Source organism: Mycobacterium kiyosense, assembly GCA_021654635.1.
GTDB lineage: Bacteria > Actinomycetota > Actinomycetes > Mycobacteriales > Mycobacteriaceae > Mycobacterium > Mycobacterium kiyosense.
In genome coordinates this window covers 5,787,375-5,801,633 of the sequence record AP025179.1, presented here as the reverse complement: position 1 = coordinate 5,801,633, position 14,259 = coordinate 5,787,375, and the positions used below count along the sequence as shown (strand labels likewise).

The following is a 14,259-nucleotide window of genomic DNA, read 5'->3' as shown; positions in this document are numbered from 1 at the left end:
GGTGATGTCGGGCGAGGTGGGCTGGTTGGGGTGTACCGACCGGTTGCGGGCTGTTGCGCTGGCGTGACGGTCGGTGTCGAGTGTTGCGCTGGGGTGATGCTGGGCGAGGTGGGGTGGTTGGGGGTGTACCGACCGGTTGCGGGCTGTTGCGCTGGCGTGACGGTCGGTGTCGAGTGTTGCGCTGGGGTGATGTTGGGCGAGGGGGGTGGTTGGGGGTGCACCGACCGGTTGCGGGGTGTTGCGCTGGCGTGACGGTCGGTGTCGAGTGTTGCGCTGGGGTGACGCTCGGCGAGAAGAGAATGGAAAGGGGAACGGGAAAGGGGTACCGGCGAGATGGGACCGGGGTCGGCCGGGGCGAACTGCGGCTAGGCCGGCACCAGCTCGACGCCGGAGAGCACCACTGCATTGTCGCGTGCCGGCGCGACGACCCCGGCCAGGAATCGGCCGGACTCCTTCCAGACGTTGACCTGCAGCGTCTCGCCGGGGAACGCCACACCCGCGAAGCGGGCGCCGTAGGCCTGGACGGCGGCGGCGTCGCCGTCCAGCAACGCGTCGACGATCGCTTTGCAGGTCATGCCGTAGGTGCATAGACCGTGCAGAATCGGCCTGGGAAAACCTGCTGCAGCAGCGAATTCGGGATCCGAGTGCAGCGGGTTGCGGTCGCCGCACAGGCGATACAACAGCGCCTGCTGCGGCAGCAGCGGCACTGACAGCTCCAGATCCGGGGCCCGGTCCGGCGCGGCATCAGACCCCGACGGGCCGCGATCGCCGCCGAATCCGCCTTCGCCGCGGGCAAAGATCGACCGCTTCTGCGTCCACAGCAGCTCACCGGACGGGTCGGTAACCGTCGTCTCGCTCCAGATCACCGCGGCCTTGCCCTTGTCCCAGATGTCGGTGAACCGGGTAACTGCATTGGCTGAGCCCGAAGGGGGCAGCGGCGCAGGCACTTCCACTCGCTCGGAGGCATGCAGCACTTTGGCCAACTCGATGTCGATGCCGGGGAACTGGACGGTCGGCGGCGCCGTCATGTGAAAGCTGGCCGCCACGTTGCCGAAGGTCGGCAGCACCTGCGGGGTGTCGTCGACCAGATAGCGCAGCTCGCGCGGGTCCATCGGATCCGCGCCGGCACCCAGACCCAGGTGATACAGCTGGATATCGCTACTGGTCCAAGAGAATTCGATGGGCTCCAACTCGGCGGCCAGCGCGACGTCGACGTCGATCGGCATGTCAGTTCTCTCCCGCGATGTGCAGCGCTGCCAAGTAACCGAAGGTCATGGCCGGACCGATGGTGCCGCCCGGCCCCGGGTAAGTGTGGCCCATCACCGGCGCGCTGACATTGCCTGCGGCGTAAAGACCTTCGATGACGCTGCCGTCGTCGCGCAGGGCACGCGCGTGCACGTCGGTGCGGATGCCGCCCTTGGTGCCCAGGTCACCGGGGACCATCTTGGCCGCATAGTACGGTGCGTGGCTGATCTCACCGAGGTTCGGGTTGGGCTTGTTGGTCGGGTCGCCGTAGTACTTGTCGTAGGCGCTCTCGCCGCGGTGGAAGTCCTCGTCCACGCCGGAGCGGGCGAAGCCGTTGAACCGCGCGACGGTCCGGGTGAATTCGTCGACCGGCAGGCCGGCTTTGGTGGCCAGCTCCTCGATGGTGTCGGCCGTGATGATGACGCCGGACTCCAGCCACTTGCGCGGAATACGTTGCCCCGGTTGCAGTCCGGCGAAAATGTAGCGGTCGCGGTATTGCTGGTCGAACACCAGCCAGGCCGGAATGTTCTCGGCTGGCCCGGGGCCCTGGCCGTGCTCGCCGCCGTACATCTTGTGACCGGCTTCGACGTAGGGCAGCGATTCGTTCATGAACCGCTTGCCGGACATGTTGACCATGATCGCGCCGGGTGAGTTGCGCTCGGACAGAGCGATCCACGGCGCACCGACCAGCGGCACTGTGGGGATCCACCAGGCGTCTTCCATGAATTCCAATGCGGCGCCCAGCTTTTCGCCGGCCACGATGCCGTCGCCGGTGTTGGCCTGCGCGCCGACGGTCCAGTCGGCGGTGATGGGTGCGCGCTGGTACTTCACCCGCATCTGCTCGTTGCGCTCGAATCCGCCCGAGGCCAGGATGACCCCGCGCCGGGCCCGGATCAGCCGCGGCTCGTCAGACTCGGCCGATCCAGAATCGCGCACGTAAACTCCGCGCACCACGCCGTCCTCGACATAGAGGTCGGTCAGGGCGGTGTTGAGCACCACCGGAACACCGACGCGCTGCAGCCCGATTCGCAACGGAGCGATCAGCGCACGGCCCATGCCGACCAGGTTCTTGCCGGTCGACTTGGCCCACATGGTGCGGGCGCCGACCTTCAGGCTGCGCAGCACTCCCCGCGGGTGTCGCTTCAACAAGTTGAGCCGCACGTAGTCTTGCTGCATCACAACGACATTGAGCGGCACCTTGCCGTAGGCAGGCTCCAGCCCCGCCTCGTCGGGGCCCAGCTTGCGGGCGTTGAACGGTTTCGGCTCGATGGACCGGCCCTCGGCCCGGCCGCCCGGCGCCTCCGGGTAGTAGTCGGAGTAGCGCGGCACCCAGCACATCTTCAACGGTGTGTGCTCGAGGACGAAGGACAGCATCTCCGGTCCGCGCTGCAGATAGGTGTCGATGCGCTCCGGCTCCACGACGTCGCCGATGATGCCGTGCAGGTACCTGCGCGCCGCTTCGGGTGTGTCCTTGACCCCGGCCCGCTGCAGGACCTCGTTGTTGGGAATCCAGACGCCGCCGCCCGAGCGGGCGGTGGAGCCGCCGAAGTGTGCGGCCTTCTCGATGACTACTGTCGAGAGGCCGCGGTGCGCTGCGGTGAGAGCAGCCACCATGCCGGCGGCGCCGCTGCCAACCACGACGACGTCGTACTCCTGTGCTGTCATGTAGAACACGTTATAGAATTGCCCCGGTCGGGCGCTACTGGCCCGGTCACAAGCGCGAAGGGAATTCGGTAAATGCTCGATGTTGCGACCCGCGACGAGCTGGCTGCCGACCTGGCGGAGGCCGAGCGCAACCGGACCGGCATCGCCCCGTTGACGTCCCTCCACCCCGAGATCGACGTCGTCGACGCCTACGAGATCCAGCTGATCAACATCCGGCAACGGGTGGCCGAGGGCGCCCGCGTGGTGGGGCACAAGGTGGGTCTGTCGTCGAAGGTGATGCAGCAGATGATGGGCGTCGACGAGCCGGACTACGGGCATTTGCTCGACGAGATGCAGGTGTTCGAGGACGTCCCAGTCAAGACGGCCCGCTACCTGCTGCCCCGGGTCGAGGTCGAGGTGGGATTCATCCTGGGCGACGACCTGCCCGGCGCGGGCTGCACCGAAGCCGACGTGCTGGCCGCGACCGAGGCCGTGGTCCCGTCGATCGAGTTGATCGACACCCGCATCAGGGACTGGAAGATCGCGCTGTGCGACACCATCGCCGACAACGCTTCCTCGGCAGGCTTCGTGCTGGGCGCGGCACGGGTGGCGCCGGCCGACATCGACGTCACCGCGATCGACGCGAAGCTGACCCGCAATGGCGAGCTGATCGCCGAGGGCCGCAGCGACGCGGTGCTGGGGAATCCGGCGACCGCGGTGGCCTGGCTGTCCCGCAAGGTGGAAAGCTTCGGGGTGCGGTTGAAAAAAGGTGACATCGTATTACCCGGATCGTGCACCTTCGCGGTCGACGTGCATGCCGGCGACGAGTTCGTCGCGGACTTCGCGGGCCTGGGTCCGGTCCGGCTGTCATTCGAATAATTCGAATAAGAGGAGCGATCTCATGCCGGTTAAGGCATCTGTGGCCATCGTCGGGTCGGGCAACATCAGCACCGACCTGCTCTACAAGCTGCTGCGCTCGGACTGGCTGGAGCCGCGCTGGATGGTGGGCATCGACCCGGACAGCGAAGGCCTAGCGCGGGCCCGCAAGCTCGGGTTGGAGACCAGCCACAAGGGCGCCGACTGGCTGCTGGAGCAGTCCGAGAAGCCCGACCTGGTGTTCGAGGCGACCAGCGCCTACGTGCACCGCGACGCCGCACCCAAGTACGAGGCGGCGGGCATCCGCGCCATCGACCTGACCCCGGCCGCGGTGGGTCCGGCGGTGATCCCGCCGGCGAACCTGCGCGAACACCTCGACGCCCCGAACGTCAACATGATCACCTGCGGTGGCCAAGCCACCATCCCGATCGTCTACGCGGTGAGCCGCGTGGTGCAGGTGCCGTACGCGGAGATCGTCGCCTCCGTCGCCTCGGTCTCGGCGGGGCCGGGTACCCGCGCCAACATCGACGAGTTCACCAAGACCACGTCGCGCGGCGTACAAACCATCGGCGGTGCCGCCCGCGGCAAAGCGATCATCATCCTCAACCCGGCCGACCCGCCGATGATCATGCGCGACACCATCTTCTGCGCCATCCCCGAGGACGCCGACCACGACGCGATCGCCAAGTCCATCAAAGAGGTGGTGGCCGAGGTTCAGACATATGTGCCCGGCTACCGGCTGCTCAACGAGCCGCAGTTCGACGAGCCCTCGGTGGTCAACGGCGGTAACCACCTGGTGACGACGTTCGTCGAGGTGGAAGGCGCCGGGGACTACCTGCCGCCCTACGCGGGGAACCTGGACATCATGACCGCGGCCGCCACCAAGGTGGGCGAGGAGATCGCCAAGGAGACACTGGCCGTGACGGGAGGCGCGCAGGCATGAGTACCGACATCTTCTTCGACGCGGCCTGGGACATCCGGATCACCGACACGTCGTTGCGGGACGGGTCGCACCACAAGCGGCACCAGTTCACCAAGGACGAGGTGCGGGCGATCGTCACGGCGCTGGACGCCGCCGGGGTGCCGGTGATCGAGGTGACGCACGGCGACGGCCTGGGCGGCTCCAGCTTCAACTACGGCTTCTCCAAGACCCCCGAGCAGGAACTGATCAAGCTGGCCGCCGAGACCGCGACCGAGGCCAAGATCGCCTTCCTGATGCTGCCCGGGGTCGGCACCAAGGAAGACATCAAAGAGGCCCAGGACAACGGTGGATCGATCTGCCGCATCGCCACCCACTGCACCGAGGCCGACGTCTCCATCCAGCACTTCGGGCTGGCCCGCGAACTCGGTCTGGAGACCGTCGGCTTCCTGATGATGTCGCACACCATCCCGCCGGAGAAGCTGGCCGCCCAGGCGCGCATCATGGCCGACGCCGGCTGTCAGTGCGTCTACGTCGTCGACTCGGCGGGTGCCTTGGTGCTCGACGGCGTCGCCGACCGGGTGTCGGCGCTGGTCGCCGAGCTCGGCGACGACGCCCAGGTGGGCTTCCACGGACACGAGAACCTCGGACTCGGGGTAGCCAACTCGGTGGAGGCGGTCCGCGCCGGCGCCAAGCAGATCGACGGCAGCGTGCGCCGGTTCGGCGCCGGGGCCGGCAACGCGCCCGTCGAGGCGCTGATCGGGGTGTTCGACAAGATCGGCGTCAAGACCGGCATCGACTTCTTCGACATCGCCGATGCCGCCGAGGATGTGGTGCGCCCGGCCATGCCGGCCGAATGCCTGCTGGACCGCAACGCGCTGATCATGGGCTACTCGGGCGTCTACTCCAGCTTCCTCAAGCACGCCGTGCGCCAGTCGGAGCGCTACGGCGTACCGGCCCACCAGTTGCTGCACCGGGCCGGGCAGCGCAAGCTGATCGGCGGTCAGGAAGACCAACTCATCGACATTGCGCTGGAGATCAAACGCGAGCAGGAAAGCGGCGCAACCCCCAGGTGAGTTCGGCGGCCGGCTGACGCGGTTTCCCGGTGAGGCCAGACCGCTCACAGCGATGCCGGCTTCGGCGCGCGTAGCCTCGAAATACCAGCAGCTTGCACCGGTAGAAGGGGTATTCCGATGGCGATTTCGAGGACTGCCGGCCTGGTTGTCGGCGGCATGCTGAGCGCAGTCGCAGCGATGACCATCGCGTTGCCGGTCGCCGGCGCCGAACCGTGCAACACCACGTTCGGCCAGACCGCGTCCCAACAGGTCCAGGGCTACCTGGACCGCCATCCCGACGTGAAGGCACAACTGCAAGCCAAGGCAGGGTCGGGCACCAACGTGATCGACTACCTCAACCGGCACCCGGATGTCCGGCAGGCGCTGATCACCCTGGCCAACGAATGCACGTCGTGAATTGCGCTGCGATCGCAGCCCGGCGCGAGCAGAATAGCGGCCCAGCAAAATAGCGATATATAAATACCTGACGTCGCAGTAACCTCTATTGATGATCAAGATCCCGAGTATTGCCGCGCTGCTGGCCGGTGTTGCTGCTACGGCAGTGATCGCCGCGCCCGTGTCCAATGCCGCACCCCCGTGCACCACCGTTGGGCAAACTGCTATCCAAGAGGCGATGGCCTACTTGGACCGCCACCCGGACGTGAAGGCTACGATCACCGCGCGCGCCGCGAACAACGGCCTTTCCGTGGTCGACTTCCTGAATCAGCACCCCGACGTGCGGCACACGCTGGTCGACGGGGCCAACACCTGCATGCCGTGAGGTGAGCGGGCTTCGTCCCGAGGCCGCGCCTACGACGCGCGGAAATGTTAGCGGTTGACTCAAAACAGGAACACGTTCTAGCGTCGATGTCGTGTCCGACCCACGCGTCTCCGAGCCCTTGACCGCCGCAATCGCGGAAGCCGAGAAATTGGTGGCCGCAGCTCCATTCATCGAGACCGAAGCCGACCTATTGGAAGGGCTGCAGTACCTGGCCGGCTGCGTGTCCGCCTGCATCCATCTGGCGTTCGACTACGACCGCGACCACCCTTTCCTGCAGTCGGGCACCGGGCCGTTCACCAAAATGGGCCTGGACAACCCCGACACCCTCTACTTCGGCACCCGCGTGCACGCCGACCGCGATTACGTGGTCCGGGGAGTGCGCGGCACCACCACCGACCTGAGCTTCCAACTGCTCGGCGGCGAGTACACCGACGACAACGTGCCGGCCAGCCAGGCCGCGTTCGACGACCGCGAACTCGACATCGCCCCCGACGGCAGCTTCGAGTGGCGCTTCCGGCCGACCGCTCCGGGGCAACTGGTGATGCGCGAGGTGTACGGCGACTGGTCCGCCCGGCGCGGCACGCTGACCATCCAACGGTTGGACACCGCCGGCACCGCGCCGCCGCCGCTGACCCGCGCGACGATCGAAAAACGTTATGTCACAGCCGGAAAGCAATTGATCAACCGGGTCAAGACCTGGCTGCAGTTCCCGCAGTGGTTCTACCTAGACCTCCCGGTCAACACGATGGTGCCGCCGCGGCTCACCCCGGGTGGGCTGGCGACGCAGTACTCCTCGGTGGGTCACTTCGACCTGCGCCCGGACCAGGCGCTGGTGATCACGGTGCCGGTCAGCGATGCGCCCTACCTCGGCTTCCAGCTGGGCAGCCTGTGGTACATCTCGCTGGACTACATCAACCACCAGACGTCGCTGAACAACACCCAGGCACAGCCGGATCCGGATGGCAAGGCGCGCATCGTCGTCAGCGACCAGAACCCGGGCGTGACCAATTGGGTTGAGACACTGGGTCATCGACGTGGTTTTCTACAGTTCCGCTGGCAACGGGTGTCCCGGCAGCTCACCGAGGCCGACGGCCCCACCGTCGAACTGGTGGACATCGACGCGGTGCCCGCGGCGCTGCCGTACTTCGACCACAACAAGATCTCCGACGACGACTGGCGGGCGCGAATTGCGCTGCGCCAGATCCAAATTGCGGCAAGGATGCTGGGATGACGAAGCTGCTCGACGGCAAGGTGGTGGTGATCAGCGGGGTGGGTCCCGGCCTGGGCACCACCTTGGCGCGCCGGTGCGCGACCGAAGGCGCCGACCTGGTGCTGGCGGCGCGCAGCGCCGACCGCCTGGACGACGTCGCCAAGCAGGTCGTCGATCTGGGCCGCAAAGCGGTGCCGGTGCCCACCGACATCACCGACGACGACCAGGTGAACAACCTCGTCGACGCCGCCTTGGAGGCGTTCGGCAAAATCGACGTGCTGATCAACAACGCCTTCCGGGTGCCGTCGATGAAACCGTTGGCCGGCACCACCTTCCAGCACATCCGGGACGCCATCGAGCTCAGCGCGCTGGGCGCGCTGCGGCTGATCCAGGGCTTCACCCCGGTATTGGCGCAGACGCACGGCTCGGTGGTCAACGTCAACTCGATGGTGATCAGACACTCGCAAGCCAAGTACGGCGCCTACAAGATGGCCAAGTCGGCGCTGCTGGCCATGTCGCAGTCCCTGGCCACCGAGCTCGGCGAGCAGGGCATCCGGGTCAATTCCGTTGCGCCCGGCTATATCTGGGGTGACACGTTGCAGGGCTACTTCAATCACCAGGCCGGCAAGTACGGCACCACCGCCGAGCAGATCTACCAGGCCACCGCGGCCAACTCCGACCTCAAGCGGCTGCCCACCGAAGACGAGGTGGCTTCGGCGATCCTGTTCATGGCCAGCGATCTGTCCAGCGGCATCACCGGGCAGACCCTGGACGTCAACTGCGGGGAGTACCACGCCTGATGAGCCCCGAACGCACTGACGTCGGCACCGTCGAAGAACTGCACGCGTCGGCGACCAAGCTGACCGGGCTGGACGATTTCGGCACCGACGACGACAACTACCGGGAAGCGCTCGGCGTCCTGCTGGACGCCTATCGGCGCGAGGCCGACCTGACAGTGTTGGGCAGCAAGATGAATCGGTTCTTCCTGCGCGGCGCGCTGGTGGCCCGGCTGCTGTCCGAATCCGCGTGGAAGCAGCACCCGGCGTACGCCGACGTACCGATCCAGCGGCCGATCTTCGTGACGGGCCTGGTGCGCACCGGGACGACCGTGCTGCACCGGCTGCTGGGCGCCGACCCGGCGGCCCAAGGCCTGCACATGTGGCTGGCCGAGTTCCCGCAGCCGCGACCGCCGCGCGAAACCTGGGACTCGAACCCGTTGTACCGCAGGCTCGATGACCAGTTCAACCAGCACCACGCCGACAACCCCGGCTACACCGGTCTGCACTTCATGGCCGCCTACGAGCTCGAGGAGTGCTGGCAGTTGCTGCGCCAGTCGGTGCACTCGGTGTCCTACGAGACGCTGGCGCACGTGCCGAGCTACGCGAAGTGGCTATCTGAGCAGGATTGGACGCCGTCCTACCAACGGCATCGCCGCAACCTACAGCTGATCGGGATGAACGACACCGACAAGCGCTGGGTGCTCAAGAACCCCAGCCACCTGTTCGCGCTGGATGCGCTGATGGCGACTTACCCTGACGCACTGGTGATTCAGACCCACCGGCCGGTGGAGACGATCATGGCCTCGATGTGCTCGCTGGCCCAGCACACCGCCGAAGGCTGGTCGAAGGCGTTCACCCCGGAGCAGATCGGTACCGACTCGATGGACACCTGGTCGCGCGGGCTGGAGCGGTTCAACACCGCCCGCGCCAACTACGACTCGGCGCAGTTCTACGACGTCGACTACCAGGACCTGGTCGCCGACCCGCTCGGCACGGTGGCCGACATCTACCGCCACTTCGGGTTGACGCTGACCGACGAGGCGCGAAAGGCCATGGAAGCCAGCCACTCCGAGAGCCAGCAGGGTGAGCGCGCGCCGAAACACAAGTACTCGCTGGCCGACTACGGGCTGACCGCCGAGCAGGTCAAGGAGCGCTTCGCCGGCTTGTGAGGCACGTCAGCTGGACTTCTTGCCCAAGAGTTCGGGTAGGTGCTTCGGGCAGTAATCGTCGATGCTGGCCCCGACGAAGTAGCCGGCGTGGTAGGCGGTCATCCCAGCCTTGTCGACCATTTCAGCCGCCATCTCCTTGGGCGACTTGCCGCTGTCCAGGTTGTCACAGACGGCATGAGCTGCCTGGATCGCGTAGTCGTCCGGTACGTGGTCGGTGATGCCCTCAGAGCGCAGCGTAGAGAGGAATTTGGCATCGTTGGCGTCGGCGTGAGCGGCCGAGACCGACGCCAGGGGTCCGAGCAACCCGAACGCCACGGCTATGAGAAGGCGCTTCCGCATGAGAGATACCTCCTGAAAAAGCTTTGGTGTTGTTGCGCTTTGGTGCTGTTGCGCTGCAACGACGCAGCATCGCGTAGCGGATGGGTAACCCTCTACTACGGGCATCACACTGCTCGCCGGAGAAGTTCACATGAAATGTAGACAGAGTTCACCGACGATTGTCCGGTGCTCGCAGACTCGGCTTCGCTGTCAGTCTTCCGCGCTGCGGTCGAGGTAGCCTTCGGCCACCGCGTGCTCGATGCTGTCGGACAGCCGCGGGCACGATCTGGTTCGCGCCGTGTCACCGCCGGCGGCACGCACCTGCGCGAAGTGAGCACACCGCTGCGATGCCTCGGTATTCCACTGCACCGCCGTGTGCCCCGGCCCGAGCCGCCGCACGTTCACCGTGACGTGGCAGAACCGGCAGTCCACCGGCTGCAGACCCGCGGTCAGGTAGCGTTCCCGGTCGGCGCGGCTGGCTTCGGCCACCGACGCGGCGCGCTGTGGATCATTGCTGAAATCCCTTGACTTCGACCACGATCCGGACCCGTCGTTGCTGGTGGGCTCCTCGTCGTGGTCGTGCTGATCGCCGTGCAGCAGCAGCATCGACCGCGCCAGGCGATCGACGTCGGGCACCTCCGGACGATCGTCAGCCATGGCGACTAGTGCTGCTCGGCGGGAACTTCGTCGGACACCGCTTCGGCCTCCCTGGCCTTCATGTTCTCGGCCACCTCGGCGTTCCAGAACTCGTTGGCGCGGGAGGTGTCGACCTCGATCTCATAGCGCTCCACCATTTCTGGGGTGATATCGGCGACGTCGACGTAGAACTGCTGATACCAGCGGCGCATCTGGTAGACGGCGCCGTCCTCCTCGACCAGCAGCGGGTTGTCGATCCGGGTCTTGTGCTTCCAGATCTCCACGTCCTGCAGGAAGCCCTTGCTGACCCCCTCGGTGAACACCCGCGACAGCTTGTCGGTCATCTTTTCGTCCATGCCCTTGGGCTTTTCGACGATCACACCCCACTGCAGCACGAACGAATCCTGCGTGACCGGGTAGTGGCAGTTGATCAGGATCGACTCGGCCTTGTAACCGCCGTAGCTGTTGTGCAGCCAGTTGATCATGAACGACGGTCCGAAGTAGGACGCCTCCGAATCCAGGTGCGCCTCACCGTAAGACGTGCCCAGGTCGTCGACGTCGGGCCGGCCCACATTGTGCAGGTACTGCGAGGCGATGTGACCCTCGAAGACGTTCTTGAAGTACGTCGGCAACCCGAAATGGATGTAGAAGAAGTGCGCCATGTCGGTGACGTTGTCGATGATGTCGCGGCAGTTGGATCCCTCGATGAGGATGCGGTTCCACCGCCACTCGGTCCACTCGTCGCTGTGCGCCTCGGGAATCTCGGGAATGCGGACTGCCGGGTCGGGCGGATTGCCCTCGTGGTCGTGCCAGACGAACAGCAGGCCACCGCGCACGTCGGTGGTCCAGGCCCGGGTGCGGGCCCGCTTGGGGGTGCGCTTGGCATACGGCACCAGCTTGCAGCGACCGTCGCCGCCCCAGCGCCAGTCATGGAACGGGCAGGCCACCTCGTCGCCCTTGACGGTGCCCATGGACAGGTCGCCGCCCATGTGCCGGCAGTAGCCGTCGAGAACCTTGATGTCGCCCTGTGAGTCGGCGAACACCACCAGCTTGGTGCCGAACGCCTGAACCGAATGCGGTTTGCCGTCCTGAAAGTCCTTCGCGACGCCCAGGCAGTGCCAGCCGCGCGCGTAGCGGGTCGGCAGGTCGCCGGCATCGATCTCCCGGACGCCGACGTCGCTTGTGTCGGTAGTCATCCGCTGTCACCTCCAGATTGGGCTGCTAACTAGAACACGTTACAGTTTTGGGGCGGGAGAGCGCAACGACGGTGACCCTAACCACGGCATATGCATGGTGCGGTATATGGCTACGGTATATCTAGAACATGCCGCTGTTCAGTTTCGAGGGTCGCGCGCCGAAGGTCGATCCCACCGCGTTCGTGGCCCCGACGGCGACCCTGATCGGTGACGTCACCGTCGAAGCGGGCGCGTCGGTCTGGTTCAACGCGGTACTGCGCGGTGACTATGCGCCGGTAGTCGTTCGCGAGGGCGCGAACGTCCAGGATGGGTCGGTGCTGCACGCGCCGCCCGGTATCCCCGTCGACATCGGTCCTGGCGCCACGGTCGCACACCTGTGCGTCATTCACGGCGCCCACATCGGCTCGGAGGCCCTGATCGCCAACCATGCCACGGTGCTGGACGGCGCCGTGATCGGCGCTCGCTGCATGGTGGCAGCGGGGTCGCTGGTCGTCGGGGGCACCCAGGTACCGCCGGGGATGCTGGTGACCGGCACCCCGGCAAAGGTCAAGGGGCCCATTGAGGGAACCGGCGCCGAAATGTGGGTCAACGTCAACCCGCAGGCTTATCGTGATCTGGCACAGCGGCACATCGCCGGGTTGAAACCGGTTTAGGGTTACGCCGACGCCGCAGCGGCGTCGACAACCGATTGGACGTTGCAGATTATCGAGGACAGCGCGACCCAGAGCTCACCCGAGACCCGAGCCGGGCGCAGGTTGACACTGGTGACGCTGGCGGTGGTGGCCGCGGTGTTCGCCTGGTTGTTCGTCGGATATCTGCTGTGGGCGCGCAGCTACACCGACCTGATCGACCTGCTGGTGTACCGCGCCGGTGGTCACGCGGTGCTGCACGGCCACTCGATCTACGCGGCCGACTTCGCCGCGGCCAACCAGTCGCCGAACGGACTGTCGTTCACCTATCCGCCGTTCGCCGCCGTGGTCTTCGTGCCGCTGGCGATCGTCCCGGTCGGTGTCGCCAAGACCCTGATGCTGTTGTTCAACACCTCCGCCGCGTTGCTGCTGTTCACGCTGATCGTTGTTGCGACGCAAGGAAATTGGGACCGACTGCGCAGCCGGCACGCGCTGACCGGGGCTGTCTCGGTCAAGACCGCGGTCGTGCTGGTGATCGCCGCGATCGTGTTCACCCTGAGCGTGCCGGTGGAGCACAACATGACCTACGGCCAGGTCAACCTGCTGCTGGCGGCCGCGGTCGCCCTGGACATTCTGCCGCCGCGGGTGCCGTGGCCGCGGGGCCTGCTGGTCGGCATCGCGGTCGCGATCAAGCTGACGCCCGCCGTCTTCGTCGGCTATTTCCTGGTGACCCGGGCGTGGCGGCCGCTGGTCGTCTCGGTGGTGACGACGGTGCTTGCGGTGCTGGTCGGCTGGCTTGTGCTGCCCGCCGACACAGTGCGCTACCTGACCTCGACCGCGTTCGACCCGGCCAGGATCGGCGGGCTGGCCTACTCCTCGAACCAGTCGGTGCGCGGAATCCTCGAGCGCCTGCCGAAGCTCGATTCCGTGCACGGCGCGGTCTGGATGGTGGCGACGGTGCTGGTGCTGGCGCTGGCCGTGACGGCGATCGAGGTCAACCGGCGGCGCGGCGACACGGTCGCCGCGCTGCTGTCCGCCGCGTTCATCGGGTTGCTGTGCTCGCCGGTGTCCTGGGGTCACCACTGGGTGTGGCTGCCGGCGGCTGCGGTGTACTTCCTGGTGCGCTGGGCCGCGGTGGGGGCGGCATCCGACGTAGTTGCCGGGGTGCTGGTCGCGGGCATCTCGCTGTGGGCGCCGTGGGCGCACCTGCCGAACAGCGACGACCGCGAACGCCTGTGGAGTGCCGGGCAGCATCTGCTGGGCAGCGTCTGGGGCATGACCGCGCTGGTTTTGCTGGTTTTGTTCGCGGTGCGCGCGCGCAAACCCGTGCCGGAAATGAAGGCCTGAAGAGGGGCGGCCTGCTTCAAGAATCCGTCAAGTACCGCATGCGACCGTGCTGAGACGTCAAGCGCGGCTCCTCGTGCAACGGCGTTTCGATGAACCCGACCCCCGGAGGGAGCCATGGAGATCAACTTTCAGGTCGGCGGGAGCGCGGCGCAGTTCCGTCGGAGTCCGATCACCGGAAGCGCATCCGTGATCGTCGACTCCCAGAAAACTTCGGTGTCAAGCCCTTTCAACCCCGCCACGTACTTCAGCATGAAAACGCTCAAGACCTGGCGAGTTTCCCACCGCGGGCACACGGTAGAGATCGAGAAAGTGCGTCCGCAGATGTTCGGCGGCCTGCGGCCGGCACACTATGTCGTCAGGGTCGACGGTGCGGAAGTCGCCAATACGCGCGGGTACTGAGGGATTACATCCGCCGCGCGGAGGCGGTGGCCTTATCCAGCTCCCAATAGGCGCGC

General features: G+C 66.4%; 16 protein-coding genes. 11 read left to right on the top strand and 5 right to left on the bottom strand.

Translation table 11 applies throughout. The features are described 5' to 3' along the window. Positions 1 to 365: 365 nt before the first annotated feature. Complete coding sequence (locus tag L6444_RS27270) at positions 366 to 1,226, bottom strand: MaoC/PaaZ C-terminal domain-containing protein (RefSeq protein ID WP_236978395.1); 861 nt, start codon at positions 1,224 to 1,226, stop codon at positions 366 to 368. Position 1,227: 1 nt separating this feature from the next. Further along, entirely contained in the window at positions 1,228 to 2,910 is a 1,683-nt protein-coding gene (kstD, locus tag L6444_RS27265; protein WP_236978393.1) for a 3-oxosteroid 1-dehydrogenase, read from the bottom strand. Positions 2,911 to 2,982: 72 nt separating this feature from the next. Here kstD and L6444_RS27260 point away from each other — a divergent pair, with 72 nt between their 5' ends. The 8 genes from L6444_RS27260 to L6444_RS27225 all read left to right on the top strand — a co-directional run bounded on the left by L6444_RS27260 (position 2,983) and on the right by L6444_RS27225 (position 9,678). Then, a complete protein-coding gene (locus L6444_RS27260) occupies positions 2,983 to 3,768 on the top strand; it encodes a 2-keto-4-pentenoate hydratase (protein WP_236978391.1) in 786 nt (261 codons plus the stop codon). Between the two features lie 22 nt (positions 3,769 to 3,790). Continuing rightward, positions 3,791 to 4,708: an acetaldehyde dehydrogenase (acetylating) gene (locus tag L6444_RS27255; protein ID WP_236978389.1), complete on the top strand. Its 918-nt coding sequence runs from the start codon at positions 3,791 to 3,793 to the stop codon at positions 4,706 to 4,708. Then, positions 4,705 to 5,760, top strand: a complete 1,056-nt coding sequence (dmpG, locus tag L6444_RS27250; protein WP_236978388.1) for a 4-hydroxy-2-oxovalerate aldolase — start codon at positions 4,705 to 4,707, stop codon at positions 5,758 to 5,760. Before L6444_RS27255 ends, dmpG begins: the two co-directional genes overlap by 4 nt. Before the next feature lie 117 nt (positions 5,761 to 5,877). Further along, positions 5,878 to 6,156: a hypothetical protein gene (locus L6444_RS27245; RefSeq protein ID WP_236978385.1), complete on the top strand. Its 279-nt coding sequence runs from the start codon at positions 5,878 to 5,880 to the stop codon at positions 6,154 to 6,156. 91 nt (positions 6,157 to 6,247) lie between these two features. Beyond that, positions 6,248 to 6,520: a hypothetical protein gene (locus tag L6444_RS27240; RefSeq protein WP_236978383.1), complete on the top strand. Its 273-nt coding sequence runs from the start codon at positions 6,248 to 6,250 to the stop codon at positions 6,518 to 6,520. Between the two features lie 91 nt (positions 6,521 to 6,611). After that, positions 6,612 to 7,751, top strand: a complete 1,140-nt coding sequence (locus L6444_RS27235; protein ID WP_236978382.1) for a hypothetical protein — start codon at positions 6,612 to 6,614, stop codon at positions 7,749 to 7,751. Continuing rightward, the gene (locus L6444_RS27230) at positions 7,748 to 8,530 is read left to right on the top strand and encodes an SDR family oxidoreductase (RefSeq protein ID WP_236978380.1); all 783 of its coding nucleotides are present in this window, start codon (positions 7,748 to 7,750) and stop codon (positions 8,528 to 8,530) included. Before L6444_RS27235 ends, L6444_RS27230 begins: the two co-directional genes overlap by 4 nt. Continuing rightward, positions 8,530 to 9,678, top strand: coding sequence for a sulfotransferase family protein (locus L6444_RS27225; RefSeq protein WP_236978379.1), 1,149 nt, complete (start codon positions 8,530 to 8,532; stop codon positions 9,676 to 9,678). The genes L6444_RS27230 and L6444_RS27225 overlap by 1 nt, the downstream gene beginning before the upstream one ends. A 6-nt stretch (positions 9,679 to 9,684) precedes the next feature. On the opposite strand, the gene L6444_RS27220 is transcribed toward L6444_RS27225, so the two are convergent. The 3 genes from L6444_RS27220 to L6444_RS27210 all read right to left on the bottom strand — a co-directional run bounded on the left by L6444_RS27220 (position 9,685) and on the right by L6444_RS27210 (position 11,828). Then, complete coding sequence (locus L6444_RS27220) at positions 9,685 to 10,017, bottom strand: DUF732 domain-containing protein (RefSeq protein ID WP_236978377.1); 333 nt, start codon at positions 10,015 to 10,017, stop codon at positions 9,685 to 9,687. 189 nt (positions 10,018 to 10,206) lie between these two features. Beyond that, entirely contained in the window at positions 10,207 to 10,653 is a 447-nt protein-coding gene (locus tag L6444_RS27215) for a hypothetical protein (protein WP_236978375.1), read from the bottom strand. A gap of 5 nt (positions 10,654 to 10,658) precedes the next feature. Beyond that, positions 10,659 to 11,828, bottom strand: a complete 1,170-nt coding sequence (locus L6444_RS27210) for a Rieske 2Fe-2S domain-containing protein (protein ID WP_236978372.1) — start codon at positions 11,826 to 11,828, stop codon at positions 10,659 to 10,661. A gap of 128 nt (positions 11,829 to 11,956) precedes the next feature. On the opposite strand from L6444_RS27210, the gene L6444_RS27205 reads away from it, so the two are divergent. The 3 genes from L6444_RS27205 to L6444_RS27195 all read left to right on the top strand — a co-directional run bounded on the left by L6444_RS27205 (position 11,957) and on the right by L6444_RS27195 (position 14,203). After that, on the top strand, positions 11,957 to 12,481 hold the full coding sequence (locus L6444_RS27205) for a gamma carbonic anhydrase family protein (RefSeq protein WP_236978371.1): 525 nt from the start codon (positions 11,957 to 11,959) through the stop codon (positions 12,479 to 12,481). A gap of 42 nt (positions 12,482 to 12,523) precedes the next feature. Next, complete coding sequence (locus L6444_RS27200; RefSeq protein WP_236978370.1) at positions 12,524 to 13,804, top strand: glycosyltransferase 87 family protein; 1,281 nt, start codon at positions 12,524 to 12,526, stop codon at positions 13,802 to 13,804. 114 nt (positions 13,805 to 13,918) lie between these two features. Next, positions 13,919 to 14,203, top strand: coding sequence for a hypothetical protein (locus L6444_RS27195; RefSeq protein WP_236978367.1), 285 nt, complete (start codon positions 13,919 to 13,921; stop codon positions 14,201 to 14,203). Positions 14,204 to 14,259: the final 56 nt, after the last annotated feature.

Bases quoted from the DNA above. Each gene is read 5' to 3' on its own strand.
- L6444_RS27255 (WP_236978389.1), top strand. From the start codon at position 3,791: ATGCCGGTTAAGGCATCTGTGGCCATCGTCGGGTCGGGCAACATCAGC.
- L6444_RS27195 (WP_236978367.1), top strand. From the start codon at position 13,919: ATGGAGATCAACTTTCAGGTCGGCGGGAGCGCGGCGCAGTTCCGTCGG.
- L6444_RS27230 (WP_236978380.1), top strand. From the start codon at position 7,748: ATGACGAAGCTGCTCGACGGCAAGGTGGTGGTGATCAGCGGGGTGGGT.
- L6444_RS27215 (WP_236978375.1), bottom strand. From the start codon at position 10,653: ATGGCTGACGATCGTCCGGAGGTGCCCGACGTCGATCGCCTGGCGCGG.
- L6444_RS27240 (WP_236978383.1), top strand. From the start codon at position 6,248: ATGATCAAGATCCCGAGTATTGCCGCGCTGCTGGCCGGTGTTGCTGCT.
- L6444_RS27225 (WP_236978379.1), top strand. From the start codon at position 8,530: ATGAGCCCCGAACGCACTGACGTCGGCACCGTCGAAGAACTGCACGCG.
- L6444_RS27245 (WP_236978385.1), top strand. From the start codon at position 5,878: ATGGCGATTTCGAGGACTGCCGGCCTGGTTGTCGGCGGCATGCTGAGC.
- L6444_RS27270 (WP_236978395.1), bottom strand. From the start codon at position 1,226: ATGCCGATCGACGTCGACGTCGCGCTGGCCGCCGAGTTGGAGCCCATC.
- L6444_RS27205 (WP_236978371.1), top strand. From the start codon at position 11,957: ATGCCGCTGTTCAGTTTCGAGGGTCGCGCGCCGAAGGTCGATCCCACC.
- L6444_RS27260 (WP_236978391.1), top strand. From the start codon at position 2,983: ATGCTCGATGTTGCGACCCGCGACGAGCTGGCTGCCGACCTGGCGGAG.
- L6444_RS27210 (WP_236978372.1), bottom strand. From the start codon at position 11,828: ATGACTACCGACACAAGCGACGTCGGCGTCCGGGAGATCGATGCCGGC.
- dmpG (WP_236978388.1), top strand. From the start codon at position 4,705: ATGAGTACCGACATCTTCTTCGACGCGGCCTGGGACATCCGGATCACC.
- L6444_RS27220 (WP_236978377.1), bottom strand. From the start codon at position 10,017: ATGCGGAAGCGCCTTCTCATAGCCGTGGCGTTCGGGTTGCTCGGACCC.
- kstD (WP_236978393.1), bottom strand. From the start codon at position 2,910: ATGACAGCACAGGAGTACGACGTCGTCGTGGTTGGCAGCGGCGCCGCC.